Origin of the sequence: Vibrio sp. 10N.261.51.A3, assembly GCF_041471965.1 — a bacterium.
GTDB lineage: Bacteria > Pseudomonadota > Gammaproteobacteria > Enterobacterales > Vibrionaceae > Vibrio > Vibrio crassostreae_C.
Genome location: NZ_JBFRPK010000052.1, coordinates 1 through 15,591, shown reverse-complemented (window position 1 = coordinate 15,591; position 15,591 = coordinate 1). Strand labels below are relative to the sequence as shown.

At 46.4% G+C, this 15,591-nt stretch carries 11 protein-coding genes; 6 read left to right on the top strand and 5 right to left on the bottom strand.

The genetic code is table 11. From position 1 onward, the window contains the following. Positions 1 to 138: 138 nt before the first annotated feature. Positions 139 to 1,950: a sulfoacetaldehyde acetyltransferase gene (gene xsc / locus AB4371_RS13415; RefSeq protein ID WP_004731917.1), complete on the bottom strand. Its 1,812-nt coding sequence runs from the start codon at positions 1,948 to 1,950 to the stop codon at positions 139 to 141. Between the two features lie 262 nt (positions 1,951 to 2,212). On the opposite strand from xsc, the gene AB4371_RS13410 reads away from it, so the two are divergent. Both AB4371_RS13410 and AB4371_RS13405 read left to right on the top strand, forming a co-directional pair. Further along, positions 2,213 to 3,196 (top strand): AAA family ATPase, encoded by a 984-nt coding sequence (locus AB4371_RS13410; RefSeq protein WP_372150055.1) that lies wholly within the window; start codon positions 2,213 to 2,215, stop codon positions 3,194 to 3,196. Between the two features lie 3 nt (positions 3,197 to 3,199). Next, a complete protein-coding gene (locus AB4371_RS13405; RefSeq protein WP_108185239.1) occupies positions 3,200 to 4,918 on the top strand; it encodes a cobaltochelatase CobT-related protein in 1,719 nt (572 codons plus the stop codon). 84 nt (positions 4,919 to 5,002) lie between these two features. Here AB4371_RS13405 and AB4371_RS13400 read toward each other — a convergent pair whose 3' ends face one another. Both AB4371_RS13400 and pta read right to left on the bottom strand, forming a co-directional pair. Further along, positions 5,003 to 5,767, bottom strand: a complete 765-nt coding sequence (locus AB4371_RS13400) for a sulfite exporter TauE/SafE family protein (RefSeq protein WP_076648825.1) — start codon at positions 5,765 to 5,767, stop codon at positions 5,003 to 5,005. 73 nt (positions 5,768 to 5,840) lie between these two features. Continuing rightward, positions 5,841 to 6,914, bottom strand: a complete 1,074-nt coding sequence (gene pta, locus AB4371_RS13395) for a phosphate acetyltransferase (RefSeq protein WP_372150051.1) — start codon at positions 6,912 to 6,914, stop codon at positions 5,841 to 5,843. Between the two features lie 154 nt (positions 6,915 to 7,068). Between pta and AB4371_RS13390 the strand changes: the two genes are divergently transcribed. Beyond that, positions 7,069 to 7,857, top strand: a complete 789-nt coding sequence (locus AB4371_RS13390) for an IclR family transcriptional regulator (RefSeq protein ID WP_017065657.1) — start codon at positions 7,069 to 7,071, stop codon at positions 7,855 to 7,857. Between the two features lie 230 nt (positions 7,858 to 8,087). Continuing rightward, positions 8,088 to 9,515 (top strand): NAD-dependent succinate-semialdehyde dehydrogenase, encoded by a 1,428-nt coding sequence (locus AB4371_RS13385; protein ID WP_372150049.1) that lies wholly within the window; start codon positions 8,088 to 8,090, stop codon positions 9,513 to 9,515. Positions 9,516 to 9,725: 210 nt separating this feature from the next. On the opposite strand, the gene AB4371_RS13380 is transcribed toward AB4371_RS13385, so the two are convergent. Then, positions 9,726 to 11,909: a malate synthase G gene (locus AB4371_RS13380; protein WP_065583554.1), complete on the bottom strand. Its 2,184-nt coding sequence runs from the start codon at positions 11,907 to 11,909 to the stop codon at positions 9,726 to 9,728. Positions 11,910 to 12,064: 155 nt separating this feature from the next. After that, a complete protein-coding gene (locus tag AB4371_RS13375) occupies positions 12,065 to 13,018 on the bottom strand; it encodes a LysR family transcriptional regulator (protein WP_009845781.1) in 954 nt (317 codons plus the stop codon). Positions 13,019 to 13,148: 130 nt separating this feature from the next. Between AB4371_RS13375 and AB4371_RS13370 the strand changes: the two genes are divergently transcribed. Beyond that, a complete protein-coding gene (locus AB4371_RS13370) occupies positions 13,149 to 14,747 on the top strand; it encodes an isocitrate lyase (RefSeq protein WP_017071002.1) in 1,599 nt (532 codons plus the stop codon). 196 nt (positions 14,748 to 14,943) lie between these two features. Continuing rightward, complete coding sequence (locus tag AB4371_RS13365; RefSeq protein ID WP_017067975.1) at positions 14,944 to 15,522, top strand: hypothetical protein; 579 nt, start codon at positions 14,944 to 14,946, stop codon at positions 15,520 to 15,522. Positions 15,523 to 15,591 lie beyond the last annotated feature (69 nt).

Below are 15,591 nucleotides of genomic sequence, written 5' to 3'. Positions count from 1 at the left end.
CTGGAAATTATTGAACTAAGCGTTTACGTTCTTCACCTAAGTACTTGCCAATACCCGTTGGTATTGCCCGACCACATTCTCGATAGCACTTTCTCTAACACTCTCGAGATATCTGCGGCCGGACAAACTTCCTACGACTTATACGTAATCTTTATATTTATCTAAGAAACGAACCGGTGTTGATAGTGCATCTCGGCGGAACGGGTCGCCCAATTCCTGAGTACACATGATTTCAATGATGGTTGTTTTGCCTTCATTCATCTGCATGTCGATGGCTTTTTGCAAGGTTGGACCTACATCTTCTAGCTTATCAACCGTTATACCTTCAGCGCCCATAGCTCGTGCAATCTCTGCAAAGCTTTGGTTTTCAAGTTCACCGGCAACAAAGCGTCGGTTGTAGAAGTCGACTTGGTTCTTCTTCTCTGCACCCCATTGACGGTTGTGGAATACCACGGCTGTCACTGGAATGTTATGGCGAACACATGTCATGGTTTCCATCAAGCTCATGCCCCACGCACCATCGCCTGCATAAGAAATAGCTGGACGATGAGGTGCCGCTGCTTTCGCACCAATGATGGTCGGGAATGCGTAACCACAGTTACCGAAACTCATTGCAGCAAAGAAGCTACGTGGTTTTTCAAAGCGTAAGTAGCTGTTTGCCACTGAGTTGATGTTACCGATATCCGTCGAGACCATTACGTCTTCTGGCATCGCTTTTTCTAGCTCACGCAATACTTGGCGTGGGTGTAGATATTCGCCACCAGAGAACGGAGTCTCGTGTGAGTTTTCCTCAATCATATCCAAGCTGAAAGAGTCACGTTCGTGTGTCCATTCATCAAGCTCTTTTTCCCAAAGTGCTTTCTCTGTTGCGACTGTGTCTTGACGAGCGCCTTTGTTGTCATCACACAACAGTGCACGACCTTCCAATCTTTCAGATAGAGCAACCGCAGCTGCTTTCGCATCACCACAGATACCAACCGAAATCTTCTTAACCAGACCAAGCATCTTGTTGTCAGCATCAATCTGAATGATTTTCGCGTTCTTCGGCCAGTAGTCCATGCCATGTTGAGGCAAAGTACCAAATGGACCAAGACGTGTACCCAAAGCGATAACCACATCCGCTTGAGCCATCAATTTCATTGCTGCTTTCGAACCTTGGTAGCCTAAAGGACCACACCATAATGGGTGACTAGCAGGGAAAGAGTCATTGTGTAGGTAGCTGTTCACTACAGGTGCACCTAGTCTTTCTGCTAATGCCGCACACTCTTGAACTGCATCAGCCATGACCACGCCGCCACCGGAAATGATGACTGGGAATTTCGCTTCAGCTATCAAGTCTGCTGCTTCATTCAGAGACTTTTCACCACCTGGACCTCGGTCTAAACGCGCAGGTTTAGGGATCTCGGTTTGAGTTTCGCCGTAGAAGTAGTCACGTGGAATATTCAGTTGAGTCGGACCCATTTCGCTCATTGCACGATCAAAACATCGGCCTGTGTATTCCGCCATACGGTCTGGGTGCGTTACGTGTCCTTGATACTTAGTAAACTCTTGGAACATTGGAAGCTGGTTACATTCTTGGAAACCACCTAAGCCCATTGTTTTAGTGCCTGTCTCTGGCGTCACAATTACGACCGGGCTATGTGCCCAGAACGCAGCTGCAATTGCTGTTACACAGTTACTGATACCTGGGCCATTTTGCCCGATAACCACGCCATGGCGACCAGATACACGAGAGTAACCATCTGCCATGTGGGCAGCGCCTTGCTCGTGTACTACTGGAACCAATCGAATGCCAGCAGGAGCAAAGATATCCATTGCGTCCATAAATGCCGACCCCATGATGCCGAACATATCGGTAACATCATTAGCAACCATAGTTTCAACGAACGCTTCTGATGGTGTCATTGTTACTGTGCCGGAAACAACCGTACGTTTTTCTTGCTCGCTCATTCTTCCATTCTCCTTGAGTTAACCAAAATTTCATTTTTCGGAATGAATTGTCTCTTTTTCGAATTCATTTTCACTTTAGTAGTAGAATTTTTGCGCGTCAACTTTTTATATTAAATTGGAACAATTCATTCTAATTAATAAAACTGGATCACATTATTGGTAGTTTTTCGTACAAAAAGTGCCGTTAACTTAACTGGAGCTGTTAATAATCGATGACATATCGCGATAGCAGCGACAAATGATGAGCTATATAGAGGGAAATATGATGAAAGAGGCGGAATTGGTACCAACGCAACAGGTAAGTGTGAAAGAACGCTTTGGCATAGACAGCAACCTAACGGTGATGGCATTTGAACATCCAGGTGAATATGTGCCGAAAGTCGACCCAAATTACTGTTTTGATCCTGAAGTGACGCTGGCTATATTGGCAGGGTTCACCTCCAATCGTCGCACGCTGATTCAAGGCACACACGGAACGGGCAAGTCATCTCACATTGAACAAATCGCCGCGAGATTGAACTGGCCATGCTTGAGGATCAACCTAGACGGACACTTAAGTCGCTTGGATTTCATTGGTAAAGACAGCATCGTCATTAAAGACGGAATGCAGGTAACAGAGTTTAAAGAAGGCATTCTTCCTCAGAGCATTCAACAACCCATCGCACTGGTGTTAGATGAGTACGACGCTGGTCGCCCTGACGTGATGTTTGTGATTCAGCAGTTATTAGAGCAAGACGGAAAGTACACTTCTTTAGAGCAAAACCGAGTGATCACACCTCACCCTTCTTTCCGCCTGTTTGCTACCTGCAACACGCTTGGCTTGGGTAACTTTTCAGGTTTGTATTCGGGTACTCAAGTGCTTAACCACAGTCAGTTAGATAGATGGAACATCATCGCTACGCTTAACTATTTAGACCCACAACATGAAACCAAAATCGTGTTATCTAAGCTTCCGGAACTGAATAATGAAAGTGGCCGACAACTGGTCGAGAAAATGATCGCCACCGCAGGATTAACGCGCAACGGGTTTCGGGCTGGCGACCTTTCAACGGTGATGTCTCCGCGAACGGTGCTCACTTGGGCCGAAAACATCCAAATATTCGATGATGTAGCCACCGCATTTAGGTTGTCATTCTTGAATCGCTGTGAAGACGAAGAGAAAGAACTGGTTAGCGAATACTATTTCCGTTGCTTTGGTGAAGCCTTGGAAACGCATACTCAAAACTATTCGCACTCGGAGTCGTAAACCATGGCCAATGTTTCTTCCCAGCAGAAAAAGATCCTCGATATTGGTGTGTCTGTCGCCAGAGCAATCAGTGGCGAACTCAATCTGAACTATCGGGGAGAACGTCTCTATAAAGGCAATAAGCCCTGTTATTACCAGTCAGCACATACTAACGATCTCACCTTTGTGTCTCGCCACGAGCTAAGAAACAGCAAGCTATCGATGCAGGGCAAGATCGATTCATCGGCACTGCGATTATTGCTTTCAGACGCTAATCTCCATTATTCATTGCGCCCTCAAAACGAAATAGAACGTCTGCTTTACGACTTCTGCGAACAGGTTCGAGTTGAATCTCAAGTCCCGCCTTATCTAAAAGGCGTGACCACCAGCATCCAATTCAACTTTGCGTATTGGAGCAACCAATATCATCAAAATGGCTTTACCGAATCACGAATAGGCATGTTGCTGTTTACACTGATGCAAGTCATCTACACCCGCTTAACTGGCGTTCCGGTGTCTGAGCCTATCGCTGAGACCATTGAGTCGACTCGCGCCGGCATCGTGCCTACTTTCGGGTACAGCCTGAAGCGCTTAAAGCAACATAGAACCGACCAACAACAGTTTGCTCACTGCGCCAATGAGCTTGCTGCCCTTGCACAAGAGCTCATCAACCAAGAGCAAGAGAGCGATAGCTCGGCTACGCCAACGGTTGAAGAAGACATAAAAATCCTTGCGCAGCTTGCCCTTATCGTTGATGGAGACATTCAAGATCAAGGCGTCGATACTGACATCACAGGCAGTAGTAAGGTGTTCGTGCTTTCGGGCGCGAATTATCAGGTCTTTAATTCAGAATTTGATCAAGTCATCGCCGCAGATAAACTCGTCAGGCGCGCCCTATTACTCGAACTGAGGCAGAAACTCACCGATGACATCATGGCGAGACAAGTAAACACTCGCCGTTTAGCCGCTATGCTCACCAGCTTTGTCGCCACGCCACAAAGGAACCGACGTCAGGACCATTTAGAAGAAGGCATTGTTAACGCCACTACCATCACCAAGCTCATCACTGCGCCATTGGATCGCACTGTCTTTTATCAACCTGACATCGGCGCATCTCATCAATGTGCCATCACGTTTTTGATGGACTGCTCAGGTTCAATGCAGAAACACAGTCACAAGCTAAGTCTACTGATAGATACAATTCTCAAATCCGTTGGACTGGCCAACATTCCATTTGAGATTATTGGCTTCACCACCAACAACTGGAATGGTGGCAAGGTCTATCGACAGTGGCTTAAACAAGGCCAACCAAAGCACCCAGGCCGCTTGAACGAAGTTCGGCACATCGTGTTTAAGGATTTTGATACGCATTGGAGACGATCTCGCCTTGGCATTGCGAGTCTTCGTAAAGCAGACGTCTTTAAAGAAGGGATTGATGGCGAAGCGGTGCAGTTCGCTAGCCAGCGGTTGCAACAGCACACTGCTCAACGAAAGGTTTTGATCGTGTTCTCAGACGGCTGCCCAATGGATACCGCCACCAGCACCGCCAACGATCAGTTCTATTTGGATAACCACCTAAAACAAGTCATTGAACGTGAGTCGATCAAAAACGGAATTGAGATTCATGGCGTGGGGATGGGCATCGATTTAAGCCCGTACTACCGCAGTAACATCACCTTAGATGTGCAGGAGAGCTGCTTATTTGGATTATCTAAGAGCGTATTTGAGATGCTAAAGCGCTGACGTGTCAGTGAGGAGGGTGTCATCAAGCATTAAACGAGAATCAAGCCCTCCTCCTTCAAAGATAATTTTGATAAAGAAAACGTTCTAAGCCAAAAACAACGACCATACAGAGACCGCCATCAAATACCCGCCTATCAACATCAACACAATAAACACTAACTTTCTGAGTTGATCATTAGACAACGGCGGTGGGAAACGTCGAGCAAACATCGTGACAAGCGCTACCAAGGGAACAGCAATAGCAGATAACCACAGTATGCTCTGTTCCATGTCGCCTGCAGCGTAGACATTGACAGTACGCGACATCGACGTACAAGCGAAAACCATCAGCAGTGTGCTTCGCACCAGATCGAGCGTAAAAGGCTGCCGATAAAGATGATAAACAATCGGTGGACCTGCCATCCCAAACAACCCACCCGCTAACCCAGAGCTAAAGCCTGAGACAAGGAAAGATACGGTTGTCGAGCGATCCTTTCTGGTTTTGGGTTTGAACATAAAACTCAAACCTGCGAATAGCACCATCGCACCCAATAGTCCTCGGAGAATATGCGTTGCCGAATCGCTTAACTCGTCCAGCAAGTACACCCCCATCGAAACGCCGGGAATAATACCGATGACCAACACCACCAGAATCTTGAGTTCCCCAAGCAGTGGCTTACCCATCAATGCGACCAAGCAATTGAACAAGGTCACAATACTGACCACAGCGGCTATAACGGGTAAGGAAACCAGATTAAGGCTAACCGTTAAACCAATCACGATGATACCGAGGCCAAATCCGGTGACAGTTTGAAAATAGGTACCCACCGCAATAGTGGTAAGAATGGCGAGTAAAACAGGTAACTCCATTAGCTATCCTAATTTGGTTGTTTGGGGGTTGGATATGAGTGCGAATTTGAGTGCTAGATTCAGGAGCGAGATGTTAATACCTAAAATCAAACGTCGACTCTTGTCTTTCTTCAACCTCAGCTTCAGTATCAGCCTTAGAGTCAGACACTTTCCCTTGCTGCGCTTGTACCGCGGTCACCGCGATCACATTAAAGATGTCTTGTGCGCTACACCCTCTTGATAAGTCATTCGCAGGTTGATTCAACCCTTGTAACAGTGGACCAATCGCAACTGCCCCGCCTAACCTTTCCGCAAGCTTATAACCAATATTACCTGCTTCTAGATTGGGAAATATCAACACGTTCGATTGACCTTTCACCTCTGAATCTGGCAGCTTTTTCGCGGCAATCTCAGTCACAATCGCGGCATCGAGTTGAACATCCTGATCGACGGCGATTCCGGGACAACGTTGTTTCACGAGTTGAGCCGCGTTACGAACCTTATCGACCGATTCGTGCTTGGCACTGCCGTTGGTCGAAAACGACAGCATTGCGACTTTAGGTTCTTCCATCAATAGCGTTTGAGCGCTGTTTGATGCGGCCACTGCAATCGATGCTAGCTCGGTTTCATTGGGGTTAATCACCAAACCACAGTCACTGAAAATCATGCCGCCTTTAAGATTATGGAAAGGCTCACACAGCATCATCAAGAAGAAACTCGACACCAATTCGCTGTCCGGTGCAGGGCCGATAATCTGCAGCGCAGCTCGCACCACATCAGACGTGGTATAAACCGCGCCATTAACTGTGCCGTCTACCAGTCCTTCCCTTACCATCAAATTGGCAAAAACAAGTGGATCTTGAACCAGCTCTAGGGCGTCATCATAAGTCATGCCTTTAGCTTTTCTTAATGTATACAGCCGCTCAGCGAGCACTTCTTTGAGTGACGACGCCTGTGGAGAAACAATATGAATGCCAGCGAGGTTAATGTGGTGAAGTTCTGCAGCAGCGATGATCGCCGATTCATCGCCCACAAGTGTGATGTGAGCGAGCTGTTTATCGATTGCTATTCTTGCAGCAGCTAGCACTCGCGGGTCCTCCGCTTCACTCAAAACAACGCGCTTACGATCTAAATGAGCTTTATCAATAATCCGTTCAATCGCCTTCATTTTAAAATTCCATTTATTGAGATCAATTGTTCCATAATTTATATTTATATTATTAGAATAATAAAAAAGGTCAAATTTTATTCAGATAATTGAAGAATAATGATTTGGTATGTACACTCTTAGGCATAGACATATCGCAAGGATGAATCACTGTATGCAAACAGAAACACCGCAAGTTCAAGGGGATACACCGACCCTCCGACTTTTTGCACTATTAGAGGTGATAGCGCAAAAAGACGAGTTTATTTCTCTGCAAGGTTTAGTCGAAGAGACCGGATTGCCAAAACCCACGCTGCACCGAATGCTTCAACAGTTAGAAGCGGCGGGCATCATTCAAAGAGATGGCGACGAAAAGCACTACAGCTCAGGTATTCGACTCAGAAAACTTGCCGAAAACCTACTTTTGAATAGCACCATGCACAGCGCGCGACGCACTATCCTTGAGAACCTGAGAGCAGAAGTCGGTGAGAGTTGTAACCTGACCGCTCTTTCAAGTGGCGAAATCATCTATCTCGATCGTGCCGAAACTGAAGCCCCCCTTCGCTTTCACCTGCACCCCGGCTCTCGCGTTCCCGTGCACTGCTCGGCTACCGGCAAACTGTTTTTAGCACACATGTCTAAGTCGCAGCGCAGACGATTAATTGAAAATGTGCCGCTGACTCAATACACAGTAAACACGATTACCGACTATTCGACTCTAGAGAAAGACATTGAAGAAGCGAAAATCCAAGGTTTTGCTATTGATGATGAAGAGTTTTTACCAGGCTTAGTCTGTATCGCTGTGCTGATACCCTCACCAACTGGTCAATCAAACCTAGGCCTAGCGATCCAAGCACCTGTGATTCGAGTGAAACCGGATGAAGCAATAAAATTCTTGCCCGCACTTCAAAAAGCAGCAAAAGCGCTGGCGAAAATCGAAGCTGATAATTGGAGTCAGCAGTAAGCACTTTCTTAAAGAATTTCGAAGTCCATGACTTAACTGATCATGGATTTCGAAAAACCTACTTTGATAGACATGATTTGGTAAACAATGCTTGCGCAAACAAGGGCTTCAAAACTATCGAATTAACAACGACAATCTGCGACTAATCAACATTTGGTCGAAGTGATCTGAACACTCGCCAACCCGCACATCAGCAACACGTCTAAAGTAATCACGACAAAGGAATCACGATGCTAAACATTGATAACCAGCACTTACTCTCTTTTATGGTGACAGAAGCGAACAACGCAGTTGCAGTCACAAACCCAGCAACGGGTGAACTCATCGGGCACGCACCGATATCATCAGAAACAGAGTTATCGAGCGCGATTGAACGAGCTCATGTAGCGCAAAAAGAGTGGGCAAAAATCCCTGCTAAATCTCGTGCTGCACTACTTCATCGCTGGCACCAGTTGATCCTCGAAAACAAGAATGACCTTGCTCGAATCATGACGATTGAACAAGGTAAACCGTTAGCCGAAGCGGCAGGCGAAGTGGTGTATGGCGCGAGCTTCATTGAGTGGTTTGCAGAAGAAGCAAAGCGCACTTATGGTGATTCCATTCCTAGCACAGTCGCAGGCAAACGTTTGGTGACCATCAAGCAACCGATCGGAGTGGCGTGCGCGATTACGCCATGGAACTTCCCTATTGCAATGATCACTCGTAAAGCGGCTCCTGCCTTAGCTGCGGGTTGTAGCTTTGTCGTGAAACCTTCGGATGAGACACCGCTTTCCGCGTTTGCTGTGGTTGAACTGGCTTATCAAGCGGGTATCCCTAAAGATCTACTTCAAGTGGTGCTTGGTGAAAGCCCTGAACAAGTGGGCAACCTATTCACTTCGCATCCGCTTATCAAAAAAATCTCTTTCACTGGGTCGACCCGTGTGGGCAGTATTTTGATGGCTCAAGCAGCAAAAGGCATCAAACGCACCTCAATGGAACTTGGCGGTAACGCACCATTTATTGTGTTTGACGATGCCGACATCGATGCAGCCGTTCAAGGGGCAATGGCGTCGAAGTTCCGTAATGCAGGTCAAACATGTGTCTGTGCAAACCGATTCTACGTTCACAGTAAAGTGTACGATGAGTTTGTGGCTAAATTCGATCAAGCGGTTCAGCAGCTTAAGATTGGTAACGGCTTAGATGAAGGTGTCACGATTGGCCCTGTTGTCAGCCTGAACGCAAAGAACAACATCCAAGCTTTGGTAAACCGAGCGATTGAACAAGGTGCCACGCCTGTCACGCCAACTCAGGAACTTAATGGGCTTTTCATTCAACCTATTGTTCTTAAAGATGTAAAACACAGCATGGACATCGTTCAACAAGAGATCTTTGGCCCAGTCGCGCCCGTGATGAAATTCGACACGGACGAAGAGCTTATCGAGATGGCCAACGATACGATTTATGGTTTGGCGTCTTACTTCTACAGTCAGAACATCCACCGAGTGTGGAACATTGCAGAAGCGCTTGAGTACGGTATGGTCGGCATTAATGATGGTCTAATCTCAACCGAAGTCGCGCCTTTCGGTGGTGTGAAACAATCAGGTATTGGCCGTGAAGGTGCGAAAGAAGGCATCGATGAGTACATGGACATTAAGTATCTTTGCTTTGGCGGAAAATAAGGTTGGTAGTAACTAAGTTCTGGCAGTGATTAGGGCTCGGAAATAATTAAGTCTTAGTGAGCACTAACCTGCCCCATTCTCCCCCCTTCCCACCACAAAAATGAATCAAAAAAAAGCCGCGCTATAAAAGCGCGGCACCTTGGGCTCGGTTAAAGGGGGTTTCTTTTTTTAGTATTTTACATTCTCTGTTTTTGTTATTCGGTTGCTTCACTATCCCTGCGCTTTCAGTTTTAGACGCATCGCGTGCAGCACTGGCTCGGTGTAACCGCTCGGCTGAGCACAGCCTTCGAATACCAACTGACACGCCGCTGAAAATGCAATGCTGTTTTCAAAATCAGGCGCCATGTTACGGTAACTCGGGTCGCCAGCGTTTTGCTCATCCACCACTGCGGCCATACGCTTCATGGTTTTCATTACCTGAGCTTCCTCGCAAATGCCGTGACGTAACCAGTTCGCAATATGCTGGCTTGAAATACGCAGCGTCGCTCGGTCTTCCATTAACCCTACATCGTTAATATCAGGTACCTTCGAACAACCAACGCCTTGGTCAATCCAACGAACCACATAACCCAAAATACCTTGGGTGTTGTTATCCAGTTCACTTTGAATATCTTGCGCGGTAAGCTTTTGATCGCCCAGTAACGGGATAGTAAGAATATCATCGACATTGGCTCTCACTCGCTCACGAAGCTCTTTCTGACGGCTTGGTACACTCACCTTATGATAGTGCAGCGCGTGCAAAGTCGCGGCGGTTGGAGAAGGAACCCAAGCGGTATTGGCACCCGCTTGTGGATGTCCGATTTTCGCGTCCATCATCTTCGCCATATTATCCGGCTCTGGCCACATACCTTTACCAATCTGGGCTTTACCTTGCAGGCCACAAGCTAAGCCAAGATCAACGTTTTGATCTTCGTATGCGCCAATCCAAGTCATGGTTTTCAGCTGTGTTTTAGGAGCAAAAGGCCCCGCTTCCATACTGGTGTGAATCTCATCACCCGTTCGGTCTAAGAAACCTGTGTTGATAAACACAACACGATCTTTAGCTGCACGAATACATTCTTTAAGGTTAACCGAAGTACGACGCTCTTCGTCCATGATGCCGACTTTTATCGTGAATCGATCTAGCCCTAATGCATCTTCAATACGGCCAAACAATTCATTAGTAAAGGCGACTTCTTCAGGGCCATGCATCTTAGGTTTTACGATGTTGATACTGTTCGCAGTCGAGTTTTGGTACGCGCTGTTGCCTTTTAAATCATGCATCGCAATTAACGAAGTGATCATGCCATCCATAATGCCTTCAGGCACTTCATTACCTTCGGCATCAATAATCGCAGGGTTAGTCATCAAGTGGCCGACATTACGGATGAACAACATGCTGCGGCCTTTTAGTGAAATCTCACCACCCGTCACGCTGGTGTATTGGCGATCGGGATTAAGGTTACGAACAATAGTTTTGCCGTTTTTCTCTAGTGATTCTTGCAGATCACCTTTCATCAAGCCTAACCAGTTACGGTAAGCCAATGCTTTGTCTTCACCATCAACTGCAGCAACCGAGTCTTCGCAATCCATAATGGTTGTTAGGGCAGCTTCGACCAACACATCTTTAATACCCGCCACATCAACGCTACCAATCGGTGCGCTTGGGTCAATTTGAATTTCGATGTGCAGATTATTGTGTTTAAGAAGAATGCACGAAGGGGAACTTGCGTCACCTTGATAGCCAATGAACTGGTCGCTATCAATGAGAGTGACTTCTTCGCCGTTATCGAGTGTCGCTATGAGCTTATTGCCGATGCTAGCGTTACTGATGCTGTATTTGGTCACGTCTTTATGAGAGACACCGTTTAATGGCGCTGCGTCATCAAGGAACTCACGAGCATAAGTCACTACTTTAGCGCCACGAGCAGGGTTAAAGCTTCCGCCCTTTTCCGCGCCATCACTTTCACTGATCACGTCCGTTCCGTAGAGCGCATCATATAGACTGCCCCAACGCGCATTGGCTGCGTTAAGTGCAAAGCGTGCGTTCATGATTGGCACCACAAGCTGCGGCCCTGCTTGTGTTGCGATCTCAGGTTCTACGCTCGCTGTCGTCACTTGAAAGTCATCGCCTTCAGGAACCAAATAACCGATCTGCTGTAAGAACTGTTTGTACTCCACAGGATCGAGCGTTTGCCCAGCACGCTCTTGGTGCCAAACGTCAATTTGATGTTGAAGATCTTCACGCTTGATAAGCAATGCGCGATTTTTTGGAGCCAAATCTTCAAGGATGGTTGCAAATGATTGCCAAAAGTCTTCAGCGACAATGCCTGTTCCAGGAATCACCTGCTCATTAATTAATTGGTAGAGGGTGCTATCAATGTTCAAGCTTCCCTGTTGAATACGACTGCTCATAAAATCTCTCTCAAACTAATTTATGGCTACTCAATAAATTTTCGTGACTAGCTCAAATTTACTTTACTGACTTAAACTTACTTAACGGACATGAATTTAGCTAATTTATGCCGGTTATATTGGATATTCATATAAAAAATACCCTAAAAACTGTGTTATTCCGTTACTCCACTCTCGATTTCGTTAGCGACACTTTTAATCAAACGACGCATCCACTGGTGGTCTGGATTGGTTTGTAACAATGGACTCCACGCCATCTTCACCTCAAAGGGTTCAATCGCAAATGGCGCAGGCTTGATCAACAATCTAGGGTTATTGCGCTGCAGTTGAGCGGCTTTGGTAGGAATAGTCAGGATCAGGTTCTTCTGTTGTGCGAAGAGAATCGCCGACAAGTAGTGTCGCGTAAACACCGTGATGTTACGGGTTTTACCAATGCGCATTAGTGCTTCATCTATCCAACCAAGCTTTTGTGCTTCGCTTGGGTTTATCCCGACTCCCGTTCCCATACCAGTCTTACTTACCCAAATATGTTGCGCCTTTAAATAAGACAAAATATCGAAATTGTCGGCTATCGGGTTGTCACAACTAAAGAGGCAAGAAAACCCGTCGTGCCAAAGGCTCATCTGGTGAAACGACTGAGGAATATCGTCAAATCGGTTGATAATTATATCAACGGTACCTTGCTCTACATCCTGATAGCTCACATCACTTGGCGTCATTATATCCAGTCGTATTTTCGGTGCTATCTCGCTCAGTTTTTTCAATAGCGGCTGAATAATGGTCGACTCTGCATAGTCACTCGCCATGATACGAAACACGCGTTCACTGTCTTCTGCATTAAACTCTGTGGTCGGCTGCAGTGTCTTCTCTACATTCGCCAAGATGTTTCGAATCAGTGGCTGCAACTTGTGCGCGCGTTCGGTCGGTATCATCCCTTCACTTGTTCTCACTAATAGCGGGTCTTCAAACAGATCACGCAATCGGCGAAGGCCATTACTCATGGCTGGTTGAGTAATACCCAATTGATTTGCTGCTCGTGTAACGTTTCTTTCACGTAGCAACATGTCTAAATACACAAGCAAATTAAGGTCTATACGAGCAATATTCATAAGAAAAATACCGAATATAATAACTATAAATTAACAAAATTATCACATGAGTGGTTATTCTTTGTCCATAGCAAAGTTTTAATCCAAGCCAATTTGGCAACCATACCCCACGTGAAACTAAGGAATAGTTATGTCGCAAATTACACAAGATATCGAAATGATTGAAGTTGCAAAAAGCGCTGCTGGTGCTCCATGGGATGCAATTAACCCTGAATCTGCTGCTCGTATGCGAGCTCAAAACAAATTCAAAACAGGTCTGGATATTGCGCAATACACGGCAGATATCATGCGTGCAGACATGGCGGCTTACGACGAAGACAGCTCTCAATACACTCAGTCTCTGGGTTGCTGGCATGGTTTCATCGGCCAACAAAAGCTGATTTCTATTAAGAAGCACTTTGATGGCAAGACTGACCGTCGTTACCTATACCTTTCTGGTTGGATGGTTGCTGCACTTCGCTCTGACTTTGGTCCACTTCCAGACCAATCAATGCATGAGAAAACATCGGTTGCAGGCCTAGTAGAAGAACTATACACATTCCTGCGCCAAGCCGATGCTCGTGAACTGGGTGGTTTATTCCGTGAGCTAGACGCTGCACGTGAAGCGGGCGACGTTAACCAACAAGACCTTATCCAAGACAAAATCGACAATCACGTAACACACGTGGTGCCAATCATCGCCGATATCGATGCAGGTTTTGGTAACGCAGAAGCGACCTACCTAATGGCTAAGCAGATGATTGAAGCAGGCGCATGTTGTCTACAAATTGAAAACCAAGTTGCCGATGAGAAGCAATGTGGTCACCAAGACGGCAAAGTAACGGTTCCACACGCTGACTTCCACGCAAAACTTCGCGCACTTCGTTACGCTTTCCTTGAACTAGGCATCGACAACGGCGTTATTGTTGCTCGTACCGATTCTCAAGGTGCTGGCCTAACAAAAGAAATCGCAGTAGTGAAAGAGCCGGGCGACCAAGGTGATATCTACAACTCATACCTAGATGTTGAAGAGATCGATGTTGCAGATATGGCAGAAGGCGACGTTTGCTTTAACCGTGACGGCAAGCTAGTTCGACCTAAGCGTCTACCTTCAGGCTTATACCAATTCCGCCAAGGTACTGGTGAAGACCGTTGTGTATTCGACTGTATTGAAGCAATCAACGCGGGTGCTGACCTACTATGGATTGAGACTGAGAAGCCACACATCGGTCAAATCAAAGAGATGATGGACGGCGTACGTGAAGTTCACCCTAATGCGAAGCTGGTTTACAACAACTCTCCATCATTCAACTGGACGCTAAACTTCCGCCAACAAGCATACGATGCGATGGTAGCAGAAGGTAAAGATGTTTCAGCTTACGACCGTGCTAGCCTAATGAGTGCTGAATATGACGAAACTGAATTGTCTAAACGAGCTGATGACAAGATTCGCACATTCCAAGCGGATGCATCTCGTGAAGCGGGTATCTTCCATCACTTGATTACTCTACCGACTTACCACACTGCAGCGCTGTCAACCGACAACCTTGCAAAAGAATACTTCGGTGACCAAGGCATGCTGGGCTATGTTGCAAATGTTCAGCGCAAAGAGATACGCCAAGGCATCGCTTGTGTTAAACACCAAAACATGTCTGGTTCAGACATCGGTGATGATCACAAAGAATACTTCGCGGGTGAGAATGCACTAAAAGCCGCGGGGGAAGCGAATACGTCTAATCAATTTGATTAACCGCTAACGCTAAAGCCTCCCCCGTCCTTCTCTCTTACTTAGGTAAGATCCGGGGGAAGGCTTTGAGATAAAGCTTGTACTGCCAGCTTTATCTCAAAGCCTCAGATTTGTGTTCCACACCACGGTTAACCGAACAACTTCTGTTTAAGCTAACTGTATACATATTTGTTCAGATTCCTATTTGTTGAGAGTGCCTATGACTTCAATACCTACACACCTACAAGATGCAAAAACACTGTTATCAGAGAATGGTTTCGCGACGGGTGATACTTGGTATCACGGCACATCTTCCGCTTTATTGGCTTCGATTCAAGGCCAAGGTTTAAAACGTTCTGGAGACAAAGCGCTCAACGAAGCAGCTTCAAAAACTATGGCAACCATCGGCAACAACTACACCGAATCGGTTGAGCCAGTGTTTCTCACCCAGAGCAAAGAACTGGCATATTACTGGGCTCAACAAACCGTTCGTGAGCGAGGCGTTCGCTTCGAAGGTGAAGAACAGCCTATCGTATTAGCGGTAAACTTATCTGAAAAGCAACGTGCCAAAGTAAGACCGGACGTAGGAGCAATGAGTCTATTGATGATGAGTGTGGGCGAGCAATTCATGTCTCACCTCACTGAAATTTATCAAGCCAATAACATTGCAGGCCCCGACATCGAGCTTCGCACTGCTGATCGCATGGACTACCTCAATAAACTCGGTATGGCCTACATTGATGAAGACATCAGCCGTGCTTGTGTTCAGGAGTTAGCTGAGCCCGAGTTGGCCGACTGAAAACGTTCAACAAATCAGTCTTCTTAAAAACAAAAATGGCTCCCAACACGGCTGTCTCTTATACACAAA